This is a genomic window from Sphingobacterium cellulitidis (assembly GCF_043187465.1).
GTDB classification, from domain to species: domain Bacteria; phylum Bacteroidota; class Bacteroidia; order Sphingobacteriales; family Sphingobacteriaceae; genus Sphingobacterium; species Sphingobacterium cellulitidis.
In genome coordinates, this window is the sequence record NZ_CP171136.1 from 3,594,072 (window position 1) to 3,618,800 (window position 24,729).

General features: G+C 39.4%; 20 protein-coding genes. 13 read left to right on the plus strand and 7 right to left on the minus strand.

The window, feature by feature from the left end:
- Position 1: 1 nt before the first annotated feature.
- From ACF3OC_RS15725 to ACF3OC_RS15745, 5 genes are all read right to left on the minus strand, one after another.
- Positions 2 to 2,110: a bifunctional aldolase/short-chain dehydrogenase gene (locus tag ACF3OC_RS15725; RefSeq protein ID WP_392469795.1), complete on the minus strand. Its 2,109-nt coding sequence runs from the start codon at positions 2,108 to 2,110 to the stop codon at positions 2 to 4.
- A 17-nt stretch (positions 2,111 to 2,127) separates the two neighbouring features.
- Positions 2,128 to 3,204 carry an L-rhamnose/proton symporter RhaT gene (rhaT, locus tag ACF3OC_RS15730; RefSeq protein WP_392469796.1) on the minus strand — a complete coding sequence of 359 codons (1,077 nt, stop codon included), beginning with the start codon at positions 3,202 to 3,204 and terminating at the stop codon, positions 2,128 to 2,130.
- 370 nt (positions 3,205 to 3,574) lie between these two features.
- The gene (locus ACF3OC_RS15735) at positions 3,575 to 4,204 is read right to left on the minus strand and encodes a 3-oxoacid CoA-transferase subunit B (RefSeq protein ID WP_392469798.1); all 630 of its coding nucleotides are present in this window, start codon (positions 4,202 to 4,204) and stop codon (positions 3,575 to 3,577) included.
- A gap of 63 nt (positions 4,205 to 4,267) precedes the next feature.
- A complete protein-coding gene (locus tag ACF3OC_RS15740; protein WP_392469799.1) occupies positions 4,268 to 5,449 on the minus strand; it encodes a thiolase family protein in 1,182 nt (393 codons plus the stop codon).
- Complete coding sequence (locus ACF3OC_RS15745; RefSeq protein WP_392469802.1) at positions 5,442 to 6,164, minus strand: CoA transferase subunit A; 723 nt, start codon at positions 6,162 to 6,164, stop codon at positions 5,442 to 5,444. The genes ACF3OC_RS15740 and ACF3OC_RS15745 overlap by 8 nt, the downstream gene beginning before the upstream one ends.
- A gap of 478 nt (positions 6,165 to 6,642) precedes the next feature.
- Between ACF3OC_RS15745 and ACF3OC_RS15750 the strand changes: the two genes are divergently transcribed.
- Positions 6,643 to 7,206: a hypothetical protein gene (locus ACF3OC_RS15750; RefSeq protein WP_392469804.1), complete on the plus strand. Its 564-nt coding sequence runs from the start codon at positions 6,643 to 6,645 to the stop codon at positions 7,204 to 7,206.
- Between the two features lie 425 nt (positions 7,207 to 7,631).
- Here ACF3OC_RS15750 and ACF3OC_RS15755 read toward each other — a convergent pair whose 3' ends face one another.
- Positions 7,632 to 9,413 carry a M14 family metallopeptidase gene (locus tag ACF3OC_RS15755; RefSeq protein WP_392469807.1) on the minus strand — a complete coding sequence of 594 codons (1,782 nt, stop codon included), beginning with the start codon at positions 9,411 to 9,413 and terminating at the stop codon, positions 7,632 to 7,634.
- A 14-nt stretch (positions 9,414 to 9,427) separates the two neighbouring features.
- On the minus strand, positions 9,428 to 11,050 hold the full coding sequence (locus ACF3OC_RS15760) for a M14 family zinc carboxypeptidase (RefSeq protein ID WP_392469809.1): 1,623 nt from the start codon (positions 11,048 to 11,050) through the stop codon (positions 9,428 to 9,430).
- Between the two features lie 406 nt (positions 11,051 to 11,456).
- On the opposite strand from ACF3OC_RS15760, the gene atpD reads away from it, so the two are divergent.
- The 12 genes from atpD to ACF3OC_RS15820 all read left to right on the plus strand — a co-directional run bounded on the left by atpD (position 11,457) and on the right by ACF3OC_RS15820 (position 24,728).
- Positions 11,457 to 12,959 (plus strand): F0F1 ATP synthase subunit beta, encoded by a 1,503-nt coding sequence (gene atpD, locus ACF3OC_RS15765; RefSeq protein WP_094257802.1) that lies wholly within the window; start codon positions 11,457 to 11,459, stop codon positions 12,957 to 12,959.
- A gap of 115 nt (positions 12,960 to 13,074) precedes the next feature.
- A complete protein-coding gene (gene atpC / locus ACF3OC_RS15770; RefSeq protein WP_094257803.1) occupies positions 13,075 to 13,323 on the plus strand; it encodes an ATP synthase F1 subunit epsilon in 249 nt (82 codons plus the stop codon).
- 369 nt (positions 13,324 to 13,692) lie between these two features.
- Positions 13,693 to 14,583: a branched-chain amino acid transaminase gene (locus ACF3OC_RS15775; RefSeq protein WP_094257804.1), complete on the plus strand. Its 891-nt coding sequence runs from the start codon at positions 13,693 to 13,695 to the stop codon at positions 14,581 to 14,583.
- On the plus strand, positions 14,567 to 16,267 hold the full coding sequence (ilvD, locus tag ACF3OC_RS15780) for a dihydroxy-acid dehydratase (protein ID WP_392469811.1): 1,701 nt from the start codon (positions 14,567 to 14,569) through the stop codon (positions 16,265 to 16,267). The genes ACF3OC_RS15775 and ilvD overlap by 17 nt, the downstream gene beginning before the upstream one ends.
- 191 nt (positions 16,268 to 16,458) lie before the next feature.
- On the plus strand, positions 16,459 to 18,201 hold the full coding sequence (gene ilvB, locus ACF3OC_RS15785) for a biosynthetic-type acetolactate synthase large subunit (RefSeq protein WP_392469813.1): 1,743 nt from the start codon (positions 16,459 to 16,461) through the stop codon (positions 18,199 to 18,201).
- A gap of 2 nt (positions 18,202 to 18,203) precedes the next feature.
- Positions 18,204 to 18,794, plus strand: coding sequence for an acetolactate synthase small subunit (gene ilvN, locus ACF3OC_RS15790; RefSeq protein WP_094257807.1), 591 nt, complete (start codon positions 18,204 to 18,206; stop codon positions 18,792 to 18,794).
- A gap of 9 nt (positions 18,795 to 18,803) precedes the next feature.
- Entirely contained in the window at positions 18,804 to 19,175 is a 372-nt protein-coding gene (locus tag ACF3OC_RS15795) for a glyoxalase superfamily protein (protein ID WP_392469815.1), read from the plus strand.
- A 5-nt stretch (positions 19,176 to 19,180) separates the two neighbouring features.
- Positions 19,181 to 19,651, plus strand: a complete 471-nt coding sequence (locus ACF3OC_RS15800; protein WP_392469818.1) for a DinB family protein — start codon at positions 19,181 to 19,183, stop codon at positions 19,649 to 19,651.
- A gap of 41 nt (positions 19,652 to 19,692) precedes the next feature.
- Positions 19,693 to 21,174 carry a ketol-acid reductoisomerase gene (ilvC, locus tag ACF3OC_RS15805; RefSeq protein WP_094257810.1) on the plus strand — a complete coding sequence of 494 codons (1,482 nt, stop codon included), beginning with the start codon at positions 19,693 to 19,695 and terminating at the stop codon, positions 21,172 to 21,174.
- Between the two features lie 96 nt (positions 21,175 to 21,270).
- A complete protein-coding gene (leuC, locus tag ACF3OC_RS15810) occupies positions 21,271 to 22,668 on the plus strand; it encodes a 3-isopropylmalate dehydratase large subunit (RefSeq protein WP_094257811.1) in 1,398 nt (465 codons plus the stop codon).
- 12 nt (positions 22,669 to 22,680) lie between these two features.
- Entirely contained in the window at positions 22,681 to 23,265 is a 585-nt protein-coding gene (leuD, locus tag ACF3OC_RS15815) for a 3-isopropylmalate dehydratase small subunit (protein WP_094257812.1), read from the plus strand.
- Positions 23,265 to 24,728: an ATP-binding cassette domain-containing protein gene (locus ACF3OC_RS15820; RefSeq protein ID WP_392469820.1), complete on the plus strand. Its 1,464-nt coding sequence runs from the start codon at positions 23,265 to 23,267 to the stop codon at positions 24,726 to 24,728. The genes leuD and ACF3OC_RS15820 overlap by 1 nt, the downstream gene beginning before the upstream one ends.
- Position 24,729: the final 1 nt, after the last annotated feature.

The window sequence follows — 24,729 nt, forward strand, 5'->3', positions numbered from 1 at the left end:
CTTATCTAACAAAGGCCATAGCAACACCGCCATCCACATTCAATACATTTCCAGTTGATTTATTCAATAATCCGCCAACAAATGCAAAACATGCATTGGCTATATCTTCTGGTAAGATGACTTCATTTAATAAAGTGCGTTTTGCATAATAAGCAGGTAATTCTTCTACTTTTACGCCGTAAGCTTTTGCGCGACCTTCAGCCCAGCCACCAGCCCAAATATTACTATCGGAAATGACCGCATCCGGATTCACAACATTGACCCGGATTTTATCCGGTCCCAATTCTGCAGCATTCAAACGACTTAAATGTAATTGAGCAGCTTTTGCACTTCCGTATCCGGCATTGTTTGGACCACTAACCAAGGCATTCTTACTTACGATGTTAATGATATCGCCAGCAACTCCTTGTGATTTCATCACATGAACCGCTTGCTGGGTAACATATAACTGCCCTTTCACCAAAACATCGTACAACAAGTCTATATCTTTTTCGGTATGATCCTCGATTGACTTGGAGATAGATAGTCCCGCATTATTGACAACAATATCAATACCTGCATAGTTCAAACATGCTTTTTCAAATGCGACCTTGATTTGATCTTCATTGGTTACATCTAAAGGTACTGAAATCACATTGTCCATTCCAAATGCTGCCTCAAACTCCTTCTTCGCTCCAGCTAATCGTTCGGCATTTAAATCATTCAATACGATGACGGCTCCTTCTTCAGCAAATTTCTTCGCTATAGCTTTTCCAATTCCACCAGCACTACCTGTAATCAAGGCAATCTTGCCAGATAATGATTTCGGCTTCGGCATCCTTTGCAATTTCGCCTCCTCCAATAACCAATACTCAATATTAAATGCTTCTTGTCTAGGCAATGAAGTGTATTCACTTACTGCCTCTGAGCCTTTCATCACATTGATCGCATTCGTATAAAACTCTGCCGCCACGCGTGCGGTTTGTTTATCTTTTGCAAAAGCAAACATCCCTACTCCCGGATAAATTATGATTACCGGATTACGATCTCGGATTGCTGGACTATTTGGATGTTTACAGGCTTCATAATATTCCGTATACATCTGTCTGTAATCTTCAAATAGCGGTGCTAATTTTTCCTTTAATGCTTTTACATCACTTAGATCCTCATCTTTGTCCAGGTTCAAAATCAGAGGTTGAATCTTGGTTCTCAAGAAGTGGTCAGGACAACTTGTTCCCAAAGGAGCCAATTTCTCTAGATCATTGGAATTGATATATTCCAAAACACGATGATCATCCGTAAAATGTCCGATCATATGTCGTTCACTGGAACAAAACCCTCTCAAAATTGGAGCAATCTTCGCTGCTTGGCTTTGTCTGCCTTTTGGGTCTAAACTTTCTAGTTTCTGACCACCAAAAACAGCTCTGTTTTTTCCATAATTTTCCTCAAGGTAATTTGCACAAGCTTCAATGACATCCAAAGAATTGATATAACAATCTTTAGCATTATCAGCCCAAGTAAATAAACCATGTGATCCAAGCATGATGCCACGGATTCCTGGATTTTGCTCCAAGCATTCGCGCAATTGCAAACCTAAATCGAAACCTGGTTTTTGCCATTCTACCCAGCCAATGGTTCCATTGAAAAGTTCTTGCGTAATTTTCTTTCCATCCTTTGCCGCAGCAATGGCAATGGCTGCATCGGGGTGCAAATGATCTATATGTTTAAATGGTAAAAACCCATGTAATGGCGTATCAATGGACGGAGCCTTGGAAGCAAGATCAAAGATACAATGGTTGAACAATTCCACCATTTCATCTTCATGCTCAATCCCACGGTAAACCTTCTCCAGATCTCGAAGCCTATCGACATATAATGCCGCTAAACCCGACTTCTTCAAAGTCCCAATATCTCCTCCAGAACCCTTGATCCACATAACTTCTACCTCTTCTCCTGTCAAGGGATCTTTGTCAATTACCTTGCAGGAGGTATTTCCACCACCATAATTGGTAATCCTTAAATCCGAACCTAAAATGTTAGAACGGTATAATAATAGAGCTACCTCATCACCCGCAAGCTGTTGAGCGTACTCATCGTCCCATAAATAATTAACGTGTTTGTATGTTCTCACAGTTATATGAATTTAGTTTATGATTCTAATGTTTTTGCAAATCCCACAATACATATCGACAATATGATCGTGACTATCCCAGCAATAATTGCTGTATATGTTTGTTTACTTACTCCCTTCCATTCCTTCAATGCGATTCCCCAAGCATTCGATATCAAAATGATAAATGCCATATGTAGAATCCATGAACTCGCACCATTTCCTAAGCGGCTCTCGCCCATCCCATAGAAAAAGAATTGTAAATACCAGGTCGTGCCGGCTATAGCACATAACAAGAAGTTCTTGGCTAATGGGACTTCCGGCTTACTATAATCTCCAAAGGTTTTATGCTTCATCAACAAGTATAGACACCAGATAAAGTTGGTGGTAAATCCACCCCATAAAATCACGATATAGGTGACATTATTTTGGTATAAAAACTCCCCTTGCCCTGGATTGGCAGATTTCCAAAGTTGGTTTGCAACTTCTGCCATCGGTTTCCCGGATTCAATACCAAAATTGAAGCAGGCACTCAATACTCCTGAAACAATGGCTACCACGATTCCAAGCCCAAAATTATAATCGGCCTTCGCTTCGCTAGATAGCTGACCTAGATTCTTTTCTTTTAAAACCCCTGCTTTTCCACAAAGGTAAATCCCTACTATACAAACAACTAAGCCTATCATCACACAAATCCCAGCCTTGTCTGTAAAGAAATAATCTATCCCATGTTTACCTGCGGTTTTATTGAAAAAATAATAGATGGCGGGCATCAATGATCCAAAGACCATACTTAAGCCCAGGATCACACTACTACCTAAGGAGACCCCTAGATAACGTACCCCTAAACCATAGGTTAAGCCTCCAATTCCCCAAAGAATCCCAAATAAAAAGGTATAACCCAAGATGCTTGAATCGGTATTGCCAATGATGTCCCAAAAATTAGGAATGGTCAGCCAGGCTGCAATAGGTGGAACGATTATCCACGAAAATAATCCCCCTAAAATCCACATCGCCTCCCATGACCAGCCCTTTACTTTCTTATATGGAACGTAAAAACTACCCGACGCAAAGCCACCAATAAAATGAAATATTACTCCTGCTAGTGCATTCATACGTGATCTTAAAATTGATTTAGGTTATAAGTTATTTCGAAGATATTTTAATTCTTTCATTCAACTGTTATGGACTGTCATGCTGTTTGTAACTTATGTCACATAACAGTTAATATTCCTCCATAATTTAGAAAAATAAGTTTAAACATTCTTCATTTTGGAAAGGAAAAATCAGTTAACAAAAACTTCTTTCTAGGGATAATAAAGCCAATTTCACAGGAATCAATCAAAAAATATAAATCAATTCGCGACCTGAAATAGCACGAAATATAATTTTTATTAGACCTCCATATTTTTAATAAAAAAATAAAAAAAGCGGACCAGGAGTCCGCTTCTTTTGATGCATATATTTCATTTCTTTTTCACTGCCCTAGTAAAATAGTTTTCCTGCCGTACTCTGTTTTACCATATCCAAGGATACTCCATCATGAAGCTCCAAGACTTTGAAACCTCCTGTTAGCATTACCTCAAAAACACCAAGTTCAGTGACGATTTTCTTAACACATTTTACCCCTGTTAAGGGCAAGGTACAACTCGGCAATAATTTGGATTCTCCAGCTTTATTCACATGCTGCATCGCAACAATAATATTCTCTGCACTTGCCACCAAATCCATTGCACCACCCATGCCTTTTACCATTTTCCCGGGAATCTTCCAGTTTGCAATATCCCCATTTTCCGAAACTTCCATCGCACCTAAAATGGTCAAGTCAATCTTTCGAGAACGAATCATGCCAAAGCTCATCGCTGAATCAAAAAATGCGGAACCCGGCAATGTGGTTATCGTTTGCTTACCAGCATTAATATAATCAGCATCCTCCTCCCCATCATAGGGAAAAGGCCCCATTCCTAATAATCCATTCTCACTCTGTAAGACAACATTGATATTATCCGGAATATAATTCGCCACCAAAGTGGGAATCCCGATTCCTAGATTAACATAATAGCCATCTTTAATTTCTTTAGCAATCCTTTTTGCTATGCCATATTTATCTAACATATATCAAAATTTATTGAAAGTAATTCTATTATACCAAGAATACCTGAATCCATCAGAAAAGCCTTATGGCATTTTCTTCAGAATCATGGCACTTGCTCCACCCCCACCATTACATATTGCTGCAAGTCCCAATTGTCCGCCTTCTTGATGTAAAACACTATTTAATGTCACGATGATTCTCGCACCAGAACAACCTAGAGGATGTCCCAAGGCTACCGCTCCACCATATATATTCATTTGCTCCGAAGAAATATCCAATAGTTTGGCATTCGCCAATGCTACTACCGAAAAAGCCTCATTGAACTCAAAATAATCAATTTCATCAATGGTCAACCCAGCTTTCTGCAATACCTTTTGAGTTGCAGCAGCAGGAGTCGTCGTAAACCATTCTGGAGATTGTTCCGCATCTGCATACGCAATAATTTCCGCCAATGGTTTTATGCCTAATTCATTGACCTTTTCTTCACTCATCAGGATCACAGCAGCAGCACCATCACTCAAGGTGGATGCATTGGCAGCTGTAATGGTTCCATCAGTTTTGAACGATGCCCTTAATTGAGAAACCTTTTCAAAATTGATGTTTTTGTATTCCTCATCCTCATCAACGACCACCGTTCCTTTGCGAGATTTTACCTCCACAGGAATAACCTCATTTTTAAATTTTCCACTTTCCCAAGCGATTTTACTTCGGGTATAGGATTGAATCGCATATTCATCCTGATCAGCCCGGCTGATCTCATACTTTTCAGCACATAACTCACCACAATTACCCATCGCTTGATCTGAATAAACATCAGTCAATCCATCTTTCTGAATTCCATCTGTCAATTTCTGATCGCCATATTTGGCCCCCCATCTTGCAGCTGCATCATAGTATGGTACTTGACTCATGTTTTCCATACCGCCAGCTACAACAACATGGGCATCTCCCAAAAGAATTTGTTGTACCCCAATGGAAATTGCTTTCATCCCACTGGCACATACCTTATTGATAGTGGTCGCTGGTACGCGATCCGGAATACCTGATTTTTTAGAAGCTTGTCTCGCCGGAGCTTGACCTAAATTGGCTTGTAGAACTGAGCCCATATAAACCTCGTCAATATGGTGCAGTTCCAATTTAATATCTGCTAATAATGCTTTTATTACGGTAGCTCCTAAATCTGTTGCTGACACAGTAGCCAAGGAAGATCCAAAACTCCCCATTGGGGTTCTCTTTGCAGCAACGATATATACTTTTTTATTCATTTTTTTCTCTATTTCTTACTGTTCTTTGTTCGATTCTTTTTTCATATTTCTCGCCTTGGAAGATTTTATTCACAAAAATCCCCGGAGTATGGATGTAATTGGGATCTAACTCCCCAACTTCAACCAACTCTTCCACCTCGGCAATGGTGATTTTTCCACACATCGCAACCGCATGGTTAAAATTCTGAGCGGTCCCGCGATAAACCAGATTCCCAGCTGTATCGCCTTTCCAAGCCTTCACAAAAGCATAATCTGGCTCAAAGGCATATTCCATCAAATAATCCTTTTCAACGCCATGGAAAGTAAACTTGCGTACTTCCTTGCCTTCAGCTACCTCAGTCCCCACACCAGCAGGTGTGAAAATTACCGGTAAACCGTATCCACCAGCCATCAAACGCGTCGCCAATGTGCCCTGAGGAACCAAATCAACCTCCAACTCCCCACTTAACATCTGCCGTTCAAACTCCGCATTCTCACCTACGTAGGAAGCAATCATTTTCTTGATCTGCTTCTTCTGCAATAACAAACCCAACCCAAAATCATCAACACCCGCATTATTACTAATACAGGTCAAATTCCTGACCCCTTTCTCCAGTAATGCCGCAATTAAATTCTCAGGAATTCCACACAATCCAAAGCCACCCAAAGAAATACACATGCCATCTTCGATTCCGGAAATTGCCTCTTGCGCATTAGATACTGTTTTATCAATCATATCTTTTTTTGCATTAGCTCCCTATTGGGAATAAATAAATTCTTAGAATTAAGGACAACCAAATAATCAACTTGAAATCATCACTTTGATAAAATATCTTTTGGTAATAATTTTCGCTATGCCCTTAAGTTTATAATCAAGATAAAATTAACGAAATTATCTTAATCCTCTAATTCCTAACAACTTTTACCAATCTTGAAACAAGAATTCAGGAATGTTTCAACCTTTTTAGTAAAACCCTAAGTATTTTACAAATGATGAAAGAGTTTGAACTTTTGAACGTGGATATTATAAAATTCTATCCCGAACTGGAGTGGAAGAATAAATAATTATTAACTTAAGGTTAATCAAATAAAGCGATTCCGATATTCTGCAATCAATTTTTAGAATTTCTTTTGTAATTCTAATTAAATTGCTAAACTTGACATGAAAAGCAAGAAACACACCTTATACTATGCGATTATTATCACTTATTCTAATGTGTTGGGTATTTAGCACCTCACTATTTGGACAAACCCTACAACAAAAATTAAAAACAGCTCCATTAGACAGCCAGTTCGTCTACTTGAACCTGCAATCACGAAATCAGGACAAAGACTTCAAAATTATCCGCAAAACGAACCTGGATATTATTCGTCAAAATGTTAAAGATTCATTGAGCATTTACAAAAAACAAATCTCGGGATTAAAAGGTGACGCTTCTTCCTCAGAAGGTAGTATTCAAAGCCTTCAAGATTCGGTAAAAAACCTAAGTACCGCTTTAGAAACTGAACAACAGAAAACGGATAGCATCTCTTTTCTAGGCATTCAATTTTCAAAAAGCTCCTACCATACCATGGTATGGGTGATTATCATCGTCCTTGCCGTTGCATTATTTGGAATTTTAGCAGCATTTAGAAAAGCTAAAGTGGATACCGATGAAAGTAAACATACCGTAGATGAACTTCAGGAAGAGTTACAAACCCTGAGAAAAAAATCTATGGAACGTGAACAACAATTGAAACGCCAATTATTGGACGAGCAATTGAAAAGAAATTCTTAATAAAATAAGCATGCAATAGATACCCTATTTATTGTATCAAAAAGATAAATCTTAGCGAGGCTGTACTTGAAAGTACAGCCTCTTTTTTTTGGGGAACATATTCTACCCTCCACCATAATTAATATGGTATTAATTATGCCTACTATCGCACTTTCCCCGGACCTTCTTCGGACCTTCTTCGGACATCAGCCGAAAAAATCCGAACAAGGTCCGAGAGATCTGAGAAGGAGATCCGATGAAAATCTGGTAGAATGCAGAGTTAACCCAAAGTTGCTCTAGTATTAGAATAAAATATAATATAAAGGGCGTATCACATACGCCCTCCATGCAATTCCAACACCCAATAAGACCAATAAAAACCACAAAATAATAAAGGGGCATATGCAATATGCCCCTACAATACGTTTCAAAAACCCGATAGCGTTTTAAGATTTACCTGCCGCATCTTTCAGGTTATACTCCAGATACCCTCCTTTAGGGCTATCCACAATAAGCTTCGCTGAATTAGGATTTCCTTTTACGATCCAGCGTACCTTCACCGAGCTCATGCCATCAATGGTTGGAACTTCTATCGTCTGTGGTTGATATTTCTGTTCGACGGTTTCATTGAAGTCCGAATTCAGGACTTGCATGCCGGTTACCACCTGAGCACCTTCCAATCGGATATGATTGGGACGTTCGATCTTATGTCTTACATCATGATCCGAGTGTGTTGGGACAATCCTAGTATTCCAAATGGTGGCATTCACCTCATAAAGGTTTCCGCCCAAAGGCTTGATACTGGATTCCATCACCTCCAACTTTGGCATATGGTAGGCATGATAAATGGTAAATGCTGCATTTCGGTGGGCATCCTCCATCAATAAGAAACCAGGATGGTTTCGGGTATAGTTTTTCTTGGCTCCACCAATTTCTATCTTTCCATATTGAGGATGATCGAATTCTTTCCATGGCACATAGGCATCCCCAAACATCAGCAATTTATCAAACTCATAATATTCATCACTATTCCGTAATCCACCTTCCCCTTTATCATTGAACAATTTATAGGTCGTCATCAATTCATTGGAAAAGGTAAATATTCCACGGGTTAAGGCTAAAAAGTCAATCTCGCCACCAAATACGGTGTATAGATCTTTATGGATGACGATGTAATCATATCCAGGCAACATTTTTTCACCTGTCTTACCCAAGGCATCATATACCTGAACATCTTTTCTCGAATAGAATCTTTCATCATCGGCAGCCCCTGGACCTCGAAGGATCATACCGCCATAATTATGATAGGATTGTGCCCCAGCAATGTTAGGATGGGCATAGACAAATTTCTTTACGGCCTGCGTCTCCGGCAAGGTGCCTGGATAATATAAAGCGCCTCCTTGCACATAGTTTGGTTGCCAGTTCCATCCCCAATCACGGTTTGGATCATAGGTTCCCGTAATATCTTCATTCACCAATCCGTCGCCATCATTATCTATTCCTTCAAAACCTAACATCTCATATTCACCTACTTCACCGGGTTTGACCATCAGCATACGGTTTGGGTTTTCCGGGTCGACCTTGTACCTGCCAGTTTTGGACTTACGACGCATCATAACGATTTCGCCATCCCCGTCCAAATCATCATATAAATCCTCAGCCACTAAACCGTCACCATCATTGTCAAACGGTCGACGACCAGTACGAGAAGAGTGCATGGTATTCGGCTGATAAATAAAATATTCTCGAGAATCCGGATTGATGGTAGGTGCAATATAGAACACCTTATCTTTCAGCAATTCCTTAATAAAAGGCACCGTATTATAGTTCTCCAATAAATACCACGCGGTGTACATGGAGATTTCAGAACCTTGAAGTTCGTTGGCATGAATATTACCATCAATCCACATGGCTGGTTTACGCTCAGGTTTTCCTGAATTAAAATCAGTCACGGTTAAAACGAATATATCCCGACCTTCAAAGCTCTTGCCAATGGATTCATATTTAATCAGGTTAGGATATGCTTTTTGCAAATCCTTGTAGAACTGCTCCATTTGTTTCAGGTCATGGTACCGGCTCCAGTTCATTTGAACTTTCGGATTGGAAGGTGAACCGATGGCACGAAGGCCAGCAATCTCTTTGCTGACATCGTCATTTTTCTTTTGGGCAAATGCTGCCGTAACACTCAGTGCTAAGGCAAGCGATAATATTTTATAAGATAATCTCATTTCTTAGCAGGTTTTTAAAGGTTAATATCAAGTGTTTTCTCTCCGGCTGTAGGACATCCAACAGTCAATTGTACTTTACCTTTTCCTTTTACTAACCAAGAGAAGGTATTGGATGCTCCGGCTTGCAAGGTTGGGTAAAGCTGCAAGCGTTTACCACTTAAAAATGATTGCCCTTTCTGCAATTCCATAATGGACTTCATTTTGGAAACATGCTTGATTTTATCGGCAATTTCAGGATAGACCGGCATTGCTCCTGTATTAAAAACCTTGACTTCAATGCGATAAATATCATCACCCAAGTTGGTCACTTTCGGGCTTGAGAATTCTAGGCTGGCAAGAGAACGGGTCAATTCAACTACAAAATTGCTGTGCAGCTTGGCTGAATTTTCCAACAGCTCAACTGGGGGGTTATTAACGAAACGGTCTACCGCTCCCCCAACTTCCACTTCTTGATTTGGAAAATCAGGGTGATTCACTTTTGTCCAGGGTAGGATTGCGCCTTGGATTCCTTGATTTCTTACCCAATTCACGAATCGATCGGCGCCATTGGTTGCTGGCACTTTTACATTATTATTTTTAGTGGTATCTGAAATACTTGGAATCCACCAAGATGGAGTTACAAAACTAAATTTACCAGTATGATAATAGATAGTCGGACTTAAGTTTCCTTTTCCTGCTGCCATTTTAGGAGCTTCCCCCAATGGCTTCACCGCATCATTGTAGATTTTACTTACGAATGCAGATACTTGGGCGTCATTATTGGTCCAAGATCTGGTAATTCTTTGAGAAGCTTTATTTTGATCAAATTGTTCTGCTACAGAAAGATTGTTTTGAAGACCAAAATGTAATACCGCAGCAATTTGTGGATTGTTAAAGATTAGATCAATCAAAGCTCTTGTTTCAGGTTCTGAAGCAGCATAGTCGCCCGATTCTGGTTCGAAAAACGGATAATCGAAAGTAAAATTCCGATCGATATTCACACCGGATTTACCATCCTCGGAAAATGCACCATCCTGATCGGCATCCCGACCTTCCGCATATAATTCATAAGTGCCCGATTCACCTTTATTTCTTTCCGCCAGCAATAGGTAATCAGGATTGATGGCATGGGTTTTATAAGGTCCTGCTGGAGTCTTGATACGCATTTGAGAAATTATGCCATCATTATTTAAATCCACATCAGGGTCCTCATCAACACGACCATCACGGTCATTATCGATAGTTCTACCATTTCCAGAATTTAAATTCGCCGAATTTGAATTCCTTATATAGGCATCTACATTCAGAACAGGAACAATCCAAATAGATTTATTGGCCAATAGATCATTTAACTGATCAGCAGGTAGTGCAAGTATTTGCTTGGCTACATTGATGGAATTAATCACTCCGGCAGGATGTTTCCCATCTGCACCAGCAACAATTAATAAGGTAGGTTTTGCTGTTTTACCATTTTGAATTTTTATCAGGGGGATATCTTCATTTCCAAAGGATTTGCCAATGGAAGATCTTTCTACGAGTTTGTTGGAAGATACCTCTTGAATTTGTTTAGATAAGGCGTCGAATTTCGGATAATTCCATTGCGCATGCACAAAGAATGGCATGCCGCCAAGGAGCAGCATCATGATCCAGTATTTCATATAATTAGGTATTTAGTCTGTCACGAAACTAAGGAATTAGGTTAATAATTGAAAGGTAATAAACAGATAAACTCACTGAAAATCGGAAATTCCTTAAAATCGGAAGTTTTGACTATTACATAATAATAAGGTATAGGGAATTCTACAATTTTTAGAACGTTTCATTATCTGGGGGTTAATATGTTCAGATGTAGCGAATAAGAATGTTTACATGGGGAATAGGAGATAAATAGGAGGCGGAAATAAATAAGGAATTTGGGGGAAATTGGGGCTATTAAAAAAAATTAAAATTAAATATGCATATCCTTTTTGGTTTTAATAAGATAAAACTTATTTTTGCATTCCAAAATACAGGTAGTAAAACGGTCTGTATTTAAATTGATTAATAAATTTTAGTCCCTATAATATGCCCAATATTGGTAAAATAGCGCAGATTATCGGCCCAGTGGTTGACGTCAACTTTGCCGACAATGAAAATCTTCCTAAGATTTATGATGCCTTGATCATTGAGAAAGACAATGGACAACGCGTTATATTAGAGGTTCAACAGCACTTAGGTGAGGAACGAGTTCGTACGATTGCAATGGATGCTACCGAAGGTTTAGTTCGTGGCATGAAGGTAGTTGATACTGGTGCTCCGATCAAAATGCCTATTGGTGAAGAGATCAAAGGTCGTGTATTTAACGTTGTTGGAGATCCAATTGACGGTATTCAAGCTTTAAACAAGGAGAATGGTCGTCCTATTCACAACGTACCTCCAAAATTTGAAGACTTATCGACTGAAACTGAGGTATTATTTACAGGTATCAAAGTAATCGATTTATTAGAGCCTTATGCAAAAGGTGGTAAAATTGGATTATTCGGTGGTGCTGGTGTTGGTAAGACGGTATTGATTCAGGAATTAATCAACAACATTGCAAAAGGACACGGTGGTCTTTCTGTATTTGCTGGTGTTGGCGAGCGTACTCGTGAAGGAAACGATTTACTTCGTGAGATGTTGGAGTCAGGCATTATCAAATACGGTGATAAATTCATGGAAGAAATGGAAAAAGGTCAATGGCCTTTGGACACTGTAGATTTAGAGTTAATGAAAGAGTCTAAATGTACATTCGTATTCGGACAGATGAATGAGCCTCCAGGTGCACGTGCTCGTGTTGCGTTATCTGGATTAACAATTGCAGAATACTTCCGTGATGGAGATGGTGAAGGACAAGGTCGTGATATCTTATTCTTTATTGATAACATCTTCCGTTTTACACAAGCGGGTTCTGAAGTATCGGCATTATTAGGTCGTATGCCTTCAGCAGTAGGTTACCAACCTACTCTAGCAACAGAGATGGGTTTAATGCAAGAGCGTATTACTTCAACAAAGAATGGATCAATCACATCTGTACAAGCGGTATACGTACCTGCGGATGACTTGACTGACCCTGCGCCGGCAACAACTTTCGCCCACTTAGATGCAACAACAGTATTATCACGTAAAATCTCTGAGTTAGGTATCTATCCTGCAGTGGATCCATTGGATTCTACTTCACGTATCCTTTCTCCAACAGTATTAGGTGATGAGCACTACAATACAGCACAACGCGTAAAAGAAATTCTTCAACGTTATAAAGAACTTCAAGATATCATCGCCATCTTAGGTATGGACGAATTATCTGAAGAAGATAAGTTAACAGTACACCGCGCACGTCGTGTACAACGTTTCTTATCACAACCATTCCACGTAGCAGAGCAATTTACAGGTTTGAAAGGTTGTTTAGTAGACATCAAAGACACTATCAAAGGATTCAACATGATCATCGATGGTGAAGTAGATGAATACCCAGAAGCATCTTTCAACTTGGTAGGTTCAATCGAAGACGCTATCGAGAAAGGTAAAAAACTATTAGCAGAAGCAGTTTAATGTTAGATATGAGATATTAGACATGAGATATGAGATTTTTGCACAACGCAAAAGTCTCATGTTTTAAGCTTAGGTCTCAAATCTCACATCTCAAATCTCACATCTAAATTCAAATATGAAATTAACAATCATAACTCCAGACAAATTAGCTTACGAAGGTGATGTAACAGCAGTTACAGTTCCGGGATCGGCGGGTTCTTTTCAGATTCTGAAAGACCACGCGGCTATTGTGTCTACGCTAGAAGATGGTAAAGTCATTATTAAAAATAATAATGATGAACATGTCATTATTATTAAAGGTGGTGTAGTAGAAGTAAAGGACAACAATATCATCGTTTTAGCAGAAGGAATTGCGGAAGAATAGATAAACAAAATATTACGATAAAGTAGCCCTTAAAACTTCAAGTTCTAAGGGCTATTTTTTTGCAACTTATTTGTGATAAAAGTCCATTTTAAGAAGAAATTTGGACAGTTCACTAAAAATTTGAAAATTATGAGAATATACCAATTTTAATTTTAGTCTACTGACCACAAAATATAAACACTAAAATTACGCATTGTTACAAAATAAAATTTTTACCATTGCGATTATTCGAAATAAAAAACTTTATCAAAAAAAATTCTGGGGCTATTGTAAAGAATTTTAATTCGAGCTAACTTAACAAAACAGAAAGAAGGGAATCCTAAACGATATTTTTTCGAACAAGTATTACAACAAATTCAGCAGGTTATTATGCAGTATTACAATCAAAACACACTTATCTATTTAAATGGAGAATTTGTGAAAGCAAATAATGCTGGCGTTGATATGTTCGGACAGTCATTACACTATGGCTATGGTGCCTTCGAAGGTCTTCGTGCATACAGCACGCACAATGGAACTCGGATCTTTAAGGCTGAAGAACATTTCGACCGCTTACAGCATTCTTGTAAAGCAATTGGTCTTCCCTATCGATGGGACAACAGAGAGTTGATCGAAAAGACGTATGAACTCCTGGAAGCAAATAATTTGAGGTCTGCCTATATCCGTCCTTTAATCTATTCGGGATCCAATATGCACTTGACAGCATCAGAATCTGCAAATATTATGATCGCTGCCTGGGAATGGGGACCTTATTTAGGTCAAAACCTATTAAAGGTGAATATCTCCAGAATTGAACGCCCTAATCCGAAGTCCTTCCCAATCGATGCTAAGGTTTCAGGTCAGTATATCAATTCTATCCTGGCGACAAGCGATGCTATCCAAAAAGGATTTGATGAGGCTTTGCTATTAGACCAAGATGGATTTGTTGCACAAGCTTCAAGTGAGAATTTATTTATCGAAAAGGATTTTAAAATTTACACCCCGCCATTGGGAAACATCTTCCCGGGGATTACACGGGCAACAGTAATTGACATCTGTAAGCGTTTGAATTTCGAAATCATCGAAAAGAGAATTAGTATCAAAGATATTTATCAAGCTGACAGCGCCTTTTTAAGCGGGACTGCTGCAGGAATTATAGGAATCAAACAAATCGACGATGTTGTATTCCCTGAAGAATGGGAAGACAGTATCGGCGCATCTATCCAAAGAAAATATAAAAACTTAGTATTAGAGCAAGAGAATTATGAAGTCATCATCTGATAACCAAAAGGGAATCAACAAGTACAGCCGCATCTTTACACAAGATGAGACACAACCAGCTGCAAAGGCCATGTTATATGGTATCGGTTTGACCGATGCAGATATGGAAAAGGCGCAAGTGGGTATCGCGAGCATGGGCTACGACGGTAACACCTGTAACATGCACCTGAATGACCTAGCACAGGTCGTCAAAAAAGGTATTTGGAACAGTGACTTAGTGGGATTAACTTTTGGAACTATTGGTGTTAGTGATGGAATGAGCAATGGTACTGATGGAATGCGTTATTCCTTGGTATCCCGTGACGTGATTGCGGATAGTATTGAAACCATTTGTGGTGGTCAATATTATGATGGAGTAGTTGCCATTCCAGGTTGTGATAAAAACATGCCAGGCGCTATTATGGCGATGGGAAGATTAAACCGTCCTGCAATTATGGTATATGGCGGAACAATTGCGCCAGGTCATTATAAAGGTGAAGAATTAAATATTGTATCCGCATTTGAAGCCCTAGGTAAGAAAATCGCCGGAACAATATCTGACGAGGATTATGATGGCGTGATTCGTCATACTTGTCCGGGAGCAGGTGCATGTGGTGGTATGTATACTGCTAACACCATGGCTTCGGCAATTGAAGCAATGGGAATGAGCTTACCTTACTCCTCTTCAAACCCTGCTGTTTCTAAAGAAAAGCAAGAGGAATGTTTAGAGGTTGGTAAATACATGCGTATCCTTTTGGAAAACGACATTAAGCCTTCCGATATCATGACTCGTAAAGCCTTCGAAAATGCGATGCGTATCATCGTAATCTTAGGAGGTTCTACAAATGCAGTATTGCATTTTATTGCCATGGGAAAATCTGTTGACGTCGATGTTACGCCAGATGACTTCCAACGTATGTCGGATGAAACTCCGGTATTGGCAGACTTTAAACCTTCGGGCAAATTCTTAATGCAAGACTTACATCAGTATGGTGGTATTCCTGCAGTAATGAAATATTTATTGGATGAAGGATTGTTACATGGCGACTGTATCACAGTAACTGGTAAGACTGTTGCTGAGAACCTAGCGAATGTAAAATCTATCATTGACTACAATCAACCTATCATCCATAAGTTGGATGATCCAATCAAAGCGACTGGACACCTTCAGATCCTTTATGGAAATTTAGCAGAGCAAGGTTCTGTGGCAAAGATTTCTGGTAAGGAAGGTGAGAAATTCACTGGTCCTGCGCGTGTATTTGATGGAGAGCATGATTTGGTAAAAGGCCTTGAAACTGGAAGAATTAAGAAGGGTGATGTCGTTGTTATCAAGAATGAAGGTCCTAAAGGAGCTCCAGGAATGCCTGAAATGTTGAAACCTACCTCATTGATCATTGGTGCAGGTTTAGGAAGTTCTGTAGCCTTGATTACAGACGGTCGTTTCTCCGGAGGAACTCACGGCTTCGTAGTAGGTCATATCACACCGGAAGCATATGAAGGTGGCTTAATCGGACTGGTACAGGACGATGATATCATCGAAATCGACGCTGTCAACAACAGCATCAACCTCCAGGTCTCCGAAGAAGAAATCGCAAACCGCAAAGCAGCATGGCAACAACCAGCTCTTAAAGTAAGCAAAGGAGTTCTTTACAAATACGCAAAATCCGTAGCCAACGCATCGCAAGGATGTGTGACGGATATGTAGAAATTAGATACTAGAATTGAGATTTGAGATTTGAGATATCAAAGGGGAGATTAAACGCCTAGTATAACAAGAATTGAGAAGACCAATTAATGATTAATAAAACTAATTGATGAAAGAGAATTGATATGAGATTTACTATCTCAAATCTCATATCACAGATCTAACATCTAATCAAATAAATACTATTAATAATGAGTACACTTGAAAAAACGGAAACAAAGGAAACCACGACTAAGGCAGCTGGAACGCAGATTAGCGGTTCGCAGGCTGTGATGGAGGCCTTAATCCACGAGGGAGTGGATACCGTATTCGGGTATCCAGGGGGTGCTATTATGCCGATTTATGATGCATTGTATGATTACATGGATCAGTTGAAGCATATTTTAGTACGTCACGAACAGGGTGGAATTCATGCTGCACAAGGATACGCACGTACATCAGGACGTGTGGGTGTGGCTTTTGCAACAAGCGGTCCGGGTGCTACAAACCTAGTCACAGGTTTGGCTGACGCAATGATTGACAGTAACCCTATTGTCTGTATTACCGGACAGGTCTTTGCTTCACTTCTGGGAACCGACGCTTTTCAAGAAACCGATGTCATTAACATCACAACCCCAGTAACCAAATGGAACTACCAGGTAACTGATGCCAATGAAATTCCAAGTGTATTAGCTAAAGCTTTTTATATCGCTAGCACCGGAAGACCGGGGCCAGTATTAATTGATATTACCAAGAATGCCCAGCTTCAATTATTCGATTACCATGGATATGAATCTTGTAAGCATGTTCGTAGTTATCGTCCTGCTCCGATCATCCGTAAGGAATATATCGAAGCTGCTGCCAAAGCAATCAATGGGGCTAAGAAGCCATTTATATTATTTGGTCAAGGTGTTATTTTAGGTAAGGCTGAAGAGGAATTCAAAACTTTTATTGAGAAAGCGGGAATTCCATCTGCATCCACTGTTATGGGATTAAGCGCTTTGGAAACCAACCATCCACTACATGTAGGGATGCTAGGAATGCATGGTAACTATGCACCAAACGTGATGACCAATGAATGTGATGTCTTGATCGCAATCGGAATGCGTTTCGATGACCGCGTGACTGGACGTTTGGATAAATATGCGAAACAAGCTCAGGTTGTTCACCTGGACATTGACCCTGCGGAAATCGACAAGAATGTCAAAGCACATTTCCCTGTTTGGGGAGACTGTAAGGAAACTCTTCCAATGCTTACTGAATTGATCGAAAAAGGAGACCATGCTGAATGGTTAGGACAATTTAGAGAATTGGAAAAAGAGGAAATCAAAGAAGTAATCCAAGATGAATTGAACCCTACGACTGATATCATGACCATGGGTGAGGTGATCAAGGTATTAAATGAGCTTACAGGAGGCGATGCAGTAATCGTAACGGATGTTGGTCAACATCAGATGGTAACTTGTCGCTATGCGAAGTTCAACAGTTCCAAATCAAGTGTAACATCAGGTGGATTAGGAACTATGGGATTTGGTTTACCAGCAGCAATTGGTGCTTGGTATGGTGCTCCACACCGTGATGTTGTAGCCATTATTGGAGATGGTGGAATTCAGATGACCATCCAGGAATTGGGAACCATCATGCAGTTCGGCGCGAAAGTAAAAATCTTGATCCTGAACAATGAGTTCTTGGGAATGGTTCGCCAATGGCAACAATTATTCCACGACAGAAGATATTCCTTCGTAAATATCACCAGCCCTGACTTCGTGGCGGTGGCGAAAGGATATTATATCGATGGAAATAAAATCTCAGAGCGTAAGGATTTGAAAAATGCTCTTCAGACCATGTTGGATCATGATGGCTCATACCTATTGGAAGTAATGGTAGGTAAAGAGAACAATGTATTCCCAATGGTAGCGCAAGGAACTAGTGTGTCAGAAATTAGATTGAAGTAATCATGGAAAAACAAGAATATACCATAACCATCTATACAGAGAATTCTATCGGGATGATAGGCCGTATATCTGGGATATTTTCAAGACGTAAAATCAACATCGAAAGTTTAAACACCTCTCCTTCTGAGGTGGATGGAATTCACCGCTTCACGATTTTGATTACAGAATCAGAAGAAGTAGTGCGCAAATTATGCCGTCAGGTAGAAAAACAAGTAGAGGTCTTAAAAGCATATTTCAACACAAATGATGAGTTGATCTGGCAAGAACAAGCCTTGTACAAGGTGCCAGCAGAGGCTATCGCAGAGAAAGTATTGGTAGAGCGCCTATTGCGTCAATACGGAGCAAATGTGGTTGTGATCCGGAATGATTATATTGTTTTTGAAACAGCTGGTCATCGTGAAGAAATCGACAGACTGACTGAAGAGTTGAGCAAGTACAGCTTAATCGAGTTTGTGCGTGGTGCCCGCATTGCCATCATTAAAGACAGTGCTGGTTTCCATACGAAACTGAAACAATTTGAGATCAATGAGCCTGCTCCAGATATCGTAGAGAACGAGTATTTGGATCAACGCGACGATGTTTTCACCATGTAATTCAAATGCATGCAAGTAGAACAGGTTATCCCGATTTTCAGAATATTTGATTATAACAAGGCAGTCGAGTTTTACATCGACTGGCTTGGTTTACAAATTGATTGGGAACATCGATTTGATGATCAAGCACCGATCTACATGCAAGTATCTGGGAAGGGATTGACCCTCCACTTGAGTGAACACCATGGCGATGCCACTCCAGGTAGCCAAGCTTTTGTGTATTGCAAAGAGTTAAAAGGCTATCATGAGGAATTGATTCAAAAGAATTATAAATACAATAAACCCGGCTTTGAGGAAACATTCAATAATTGCTATTGCGTTCAAGTAATTGACCCCTTTGGCAATAGAATTTCTTTCAATGAGCCTATAAAAGAAGGATAATACAAATGGAGAAAGTCTTCAAATTCATTATCGACGGTCGTAAAGCCTTTATCAGATTAATTGATGAATTGTCGCTGGACCAATTGAACGAAATTCCAGAAGGATTCAATAATAACATCATTTGGAATTTTGGTCATATCGTAGTGAGTACTCAAACATTGAGCTATACCCGTACTGGAATCCGCGAAGGAGTAAGTTGGGTAAAATATGTTGATGCCTATGCGAAAGGCACAAAGCCAACATATTATGTTAGCCAAGAGGAAGTTGATGATTTAAAGGAAATCGCTTTGCGTTCGATTCAAGCAATTGAAGCAGATTACAATGCGGGTGTCTTTAAAAACACAACTCCTTATGAAACGGCTACCTACGGAGCAAGCCTGAACAGCATCGAGGACGTATTGATTACCTCAGTGGGTCATGATAACCTGCACTACGGCTATGCCACAGCACAAAAAAGAATAATCAACAACAAATAGTAAGAAACCTTAATCGAAAAAAATATTTAATCAGTATTACAATGGCAAATTATTTCAACACATTACCTCTTAGAGAGCAATTAGATCAATTAGGCGTTGCAGAATTCATGGATTCATCGGAATTCAATGAAGGCGTTGAAGCTCTAAAAGGTAAAAAAATCGTAGTCGTAGGTTGTGGAGCGCAAGGCTTGAACCAAGGTTTAAACTTGAGAGATAGCGGATTGGACGTATCTTATGCATTACGTAAAGAAGCTATTGAACAAAAAAGAGATTCTTGGAAAAATGCAACTGACAACAATTTCAAAGTTGGAACTTACGAAGAGTTAATTCCTTCGGCAGATCTTGTTATCAACTTGACACCAGATAAACAACATACTTCAGTAATCAATGCCGTTATGCCATTGATGAAAGAAGGTGCTACCCTATCCTATTCACATGGATTCAACATCGTGGAAGAAGGTATGCAAATCCGTCCGGATATTACCGTTATCATGGTAGCTCCAAAATGTCCAGGTTCTGAGGTTCGTGCAGAATACCTAAGAGGATTTGGTGTTCCGACCTTAATCGCGGTTCACCCAGAGAATGACCCTCAAGGTAAAGGATGGGCAGAAGCAAAAGCATACTGTGCCGGAACAGGTGGTGACCGTGCTGGGGTATTGAAATCATCATTCGTAGCAGAGGTTAAATCTGACTTAATGGGTGAGCAAACTATCCTTTGTGGTTTGTTGCAAACAGGATCGATTCTTTCATTTGATAAAATGGTAGAAAAAGGAATTGATGCAGGTTATGCTTCTAAATTGGTTCAATATGGTGTTGAAGTAATTACAGAAGCGTTGAAACATGGTGGTGTAAGCGGTATGATGGATCGCTTGAGCAATCCTGCAAAAATCAAAGCTTTTGAATTGTCAGAAGAATTGAAAGATATCATGCGTCCATTATTCCAAAAACACCAAGACGATATCATGTCAGGTGAATTTAGCAAGACGATGATGGAAGACTGGGCAAATGGCGATGCAAACCTTTTGAAATGGAGAGCAGAGACAGGTGAAACAGCATTTGAGAAAACTCCAGCTGGTGATGTAAAAATCTCAGAACAAGAATATTTTGACAACTATTTATTAATGGTTGCTTTCGTTAGAGCAGGTGTTGAACTAGCTTTTGAAACCATGGTTGAAGCTGGTATTAAACCAGAGTCTGCTTACTATGAATCATTGCACGAAACTCCATTAATTGCAAATACTATTGCTCGTAAGAAATTATTTGAAATGAATCGTGTAATTTCTGATACAGCTGAATATGGTTGTTATTTATTTGATCAGGCATGTAAGCCATTATTACAAGATTTCATGAAGAAAATCGACACAGATGTTGTTGGAAAGAACTTCAATGAAGGAAAAGATGGGTCAGTAGATAACATCAAATTAGTACAGGTAAATGAAATTTTAAGAAATCATGAAGTAGAAATCGTGGGTAAGAGATTACGTAAAGCGATGACTGCAATGAAAGCTATTCAAACTGTTTAATTTTTCGTAAATTAGATAGCTTTATTCGGGGTAAAATTGTCAAATTTTGATTTTACCCCCTTTAAAATTTCAAACCAACAAGAGATAAAGAGAAAAATGGGAAAAACATTAGTAGAAAAAATTTGGGATGCACACGTCGTCAAGCGTCAAGAAGGGTTCCCTGATATTATATATATCGACACCCACTTAATTCATGAAGTGACCTCTCCACAGGCCTTTGATGGATTGCGCAAAAGAGGATTGCCTGTATTCCGTCCAAATCAAACTGTAGCAACTGCCGATCATAATGTCCCAACATTAAATCAGCATTTGCCAATCAAAGAAGAACTTTCTCGCTACCAAGTAGACATGCTGACCAAAAACTGTAAGGAATTCGGTATTGAACTTTATGGTCTAGGACATCCTTACCAAGGGATCGTGCATGTGATAGGTCCTGAATTAGGAATCACTTTGCCAGGAAAAACAATGGTATGTGGTGATAGCCATACCTCCACTCATGGTGCATTTGGTGCCATTGCGTTCGGTATTGGTACTTCTCAGGTAGAACAGGTATTTGCTACTCAATGTTTATTGCAGCAAAAACCTAAAACCATGAAAATTGAAGTGAATGGTGAATTAGGGAAAGGTGTGGGAGCGAAAGATATTATCCTATACATTATCTCTAAGATTTCTGCTGCAGGTGGGACTGGTTATTTCGTTGAATACGCAGGATCTGCAATTCGTTCTTTAAGTATGGAAGGTCGTATGACCATCTGTAATATGAGTATTGAAATGGGTGCTCGTGGTGGTTTAATCGCTCCTGACCAAACTACATTTGATTATATCAAAGGCAGAGAGTTTGCTCCGAAAGGTGAAGAATGGGATAAAGCTTTAGCTTATTGGCAAACATTATATTCAGATGAAGATGCTCAATTTGATGAGGTATTAACATTTGATGCTGCGGATATCCAACCGATGATTACCTATGGTACGAATCCAGGAATGGGTATCGGCATTACAGAATCTATTCCTACGACTAGTTCTCAGCCTGAGAATGAACGTCCATCTTATCAAAAAGCTTTAGGATATATGGGCTTTGAGGATGGGGAGTCAATAATCGGCAAACCGGTGGATTATGTATTTATCGGAAGCTGTACGAACTCACGTATTGAAGACCTACGTCAGGTTGCTGCCTTTGTACAAGGTAAGCATAAAGCTGATAATGTAGAGGTATGGATTGTTCCAGGATCAAAACAGGTGGAAGCACAAGCGAAACAAGAAGGAATAGACAAGATTTTTGAAGAAGCTGGATTTATGCTTCGTGAACCTGGCTGCTCGGCATGTTTAGGTATGAATGAAGATAAAATCCCTGCTGGTAAATATTGTGTTTCTACTTCGAACAGAAACTTTGAGGGAAGACAAGGACCAAATGCACGCACAATGCTGGTAAGCCCGCTTACCGCAGCAGCTGCCGCTGTAACTGGTAAAATTGTAGACGTTAGAGAATTAGTGTAAAGAATTAGAATCATGAAAAAATTTGAAAAATTATCCTCTCGTGTAGTTCCTCTACCGATTGAAAATATTGATACCGACCAGATTATCCCGGCGCGTTTCCTAAAGGCAACAACCCGTGAAGGATTTGGAAACAACTTATTCCGTGATTGGCGCTTCGATAGTGAAGACCATCCGAAAGCGGACTTCGTTATGAATAACCCTACTTATAAAGGGAAAATCCTAGTTGCTGGTAAGAACTTCGGTTGTGGTTCATCACGTGAACACGCTGCTTGGGCAATTCAGGATTATGGATTTGATGTAGTAGTGAGTTCATTCTTCGCAGATATCTTCAAAGGCAATGCATTAAATAATGGAGTATTGCCAATCACTGTACCGGAAAGCTTTTTGGAAAAAATCTTTGATAAGGTATTTGCTAATCCAGATACTGAATTACAAGTGGATTTAGAAGCACAAACCATTACGATTGAAGGTACGGATGAGACTTATTCATTTGAGATTAATCCTTATAAAAAATCATGCTTAATCAATGGCTATGATGATATCGATTATATCTTGAGTCAAAAAAGTGATATCGAAGCTTTCGAACTTAACAGATAATGGCAACTCAGGTCCAAATATCAAATCTATCAGTTTCATACGGTCTTACCACCGTTTTGAACGATTTGTCTTGGACTATATCCGCATCTGAGAATTATGTGTTAGCAGGGAAAAGTGGTTCTGGAAAAACGACCTTGGCAAAAGCAATTGCTGGTTTAATCAGTGGTTCTGGCGACATTAAAGTAATATTTGATGGAAACTCGCCCCTATTGGAAAAAGTCATCTATGTATCCAATTGGTATCAGTTTACCAATTTGGAAGGCGATAGAAACTTTTATTACCAACAACGCTATAATCGTCATCAAGGAAATGATACGCTTACTGTTAAGGCTGAATTACTTCATTTCGCAAAAAAAGAAGCATTAAACCTTGAAGATATTCAAGACAAGATTGTAGCCATGGGCTTTGCACATACCATGGATTCGCAATTGATTGAATTGTCAAGTGGCGAGCATAAGAAGCTTCAATTATTGAAATTCCTTTGGTTGAAACCGCAGCTTTTGATTATTGATGAACCTTATACGGGTTTGGATAAGCAGTCAAGAGTGGAATTGAACATCTGGTTGGATGAGCTTGTTGAAGAGGGAGTGCAGTTGATCATCATTTCGAATGATAAACAACTACCAAAGTCTATCAATAGATACGCTCATATCGTAGATGGTCAAATTGAAACCTTAGGTTCCTTTGATGAAATCATTCAGGATGAAAAAAGAATAAAAAAGGAATTACCTTCCTTTTTGCATAAAGTGCCTGTTACGAATTATGACACCGTTGCGAACCTAAAAGATATCATTATCAGATATGGTGACAAGGTGGTGTTAAATAAAGTATCATGGCGCGTAGATGTAGGGGAAAAATGGTTGTTGCAAGGGCCTAATGGGTCGGGGAAATCAACATTGTTGAGTTTAATTAATGGTGACCACCCGCAATCGTATGGCTTGGACATTGAGTTGTTCGGAAACAAACGTGGCTCTGGGGAAAGCATCTGGGATATCAAACAAAAAATTGGAATGATATCACCTGAGATGCATTGGTACTTTGATCAGAATGCAACAGTTTGGCATACCTTGGCTTCGGGATTTTACGACAGTATAGGTTGGTTTATTGATGTAAAATTTCAAGAGAAGAAACAGATTGAGGAGCTGATGGCATTTTTTGATCTCACAGAACATAAGGACCAATTGCTACATACTTTGCCATTAGGGAAACAACGCTTGGCCATGCTTGCAAGGAGCATCATCAAGAATCCACCACTATTGGTGCTGGATGAACCTTGTCAAGGATTAGATGCTCAACAAGCTAAATATTTCAACGATGTAGTTGATGAACTTTGTCAGCATGGCAAAACATTAATCTATGTTGGTCATTATGAAAGTCAGCTTCCAAGCTGCATCGAAAAAAGAATAATATTAGAAAAAGGCGAAGTAATTGCCTTAGAAAACATAATAGAAAACGTTTTATAAC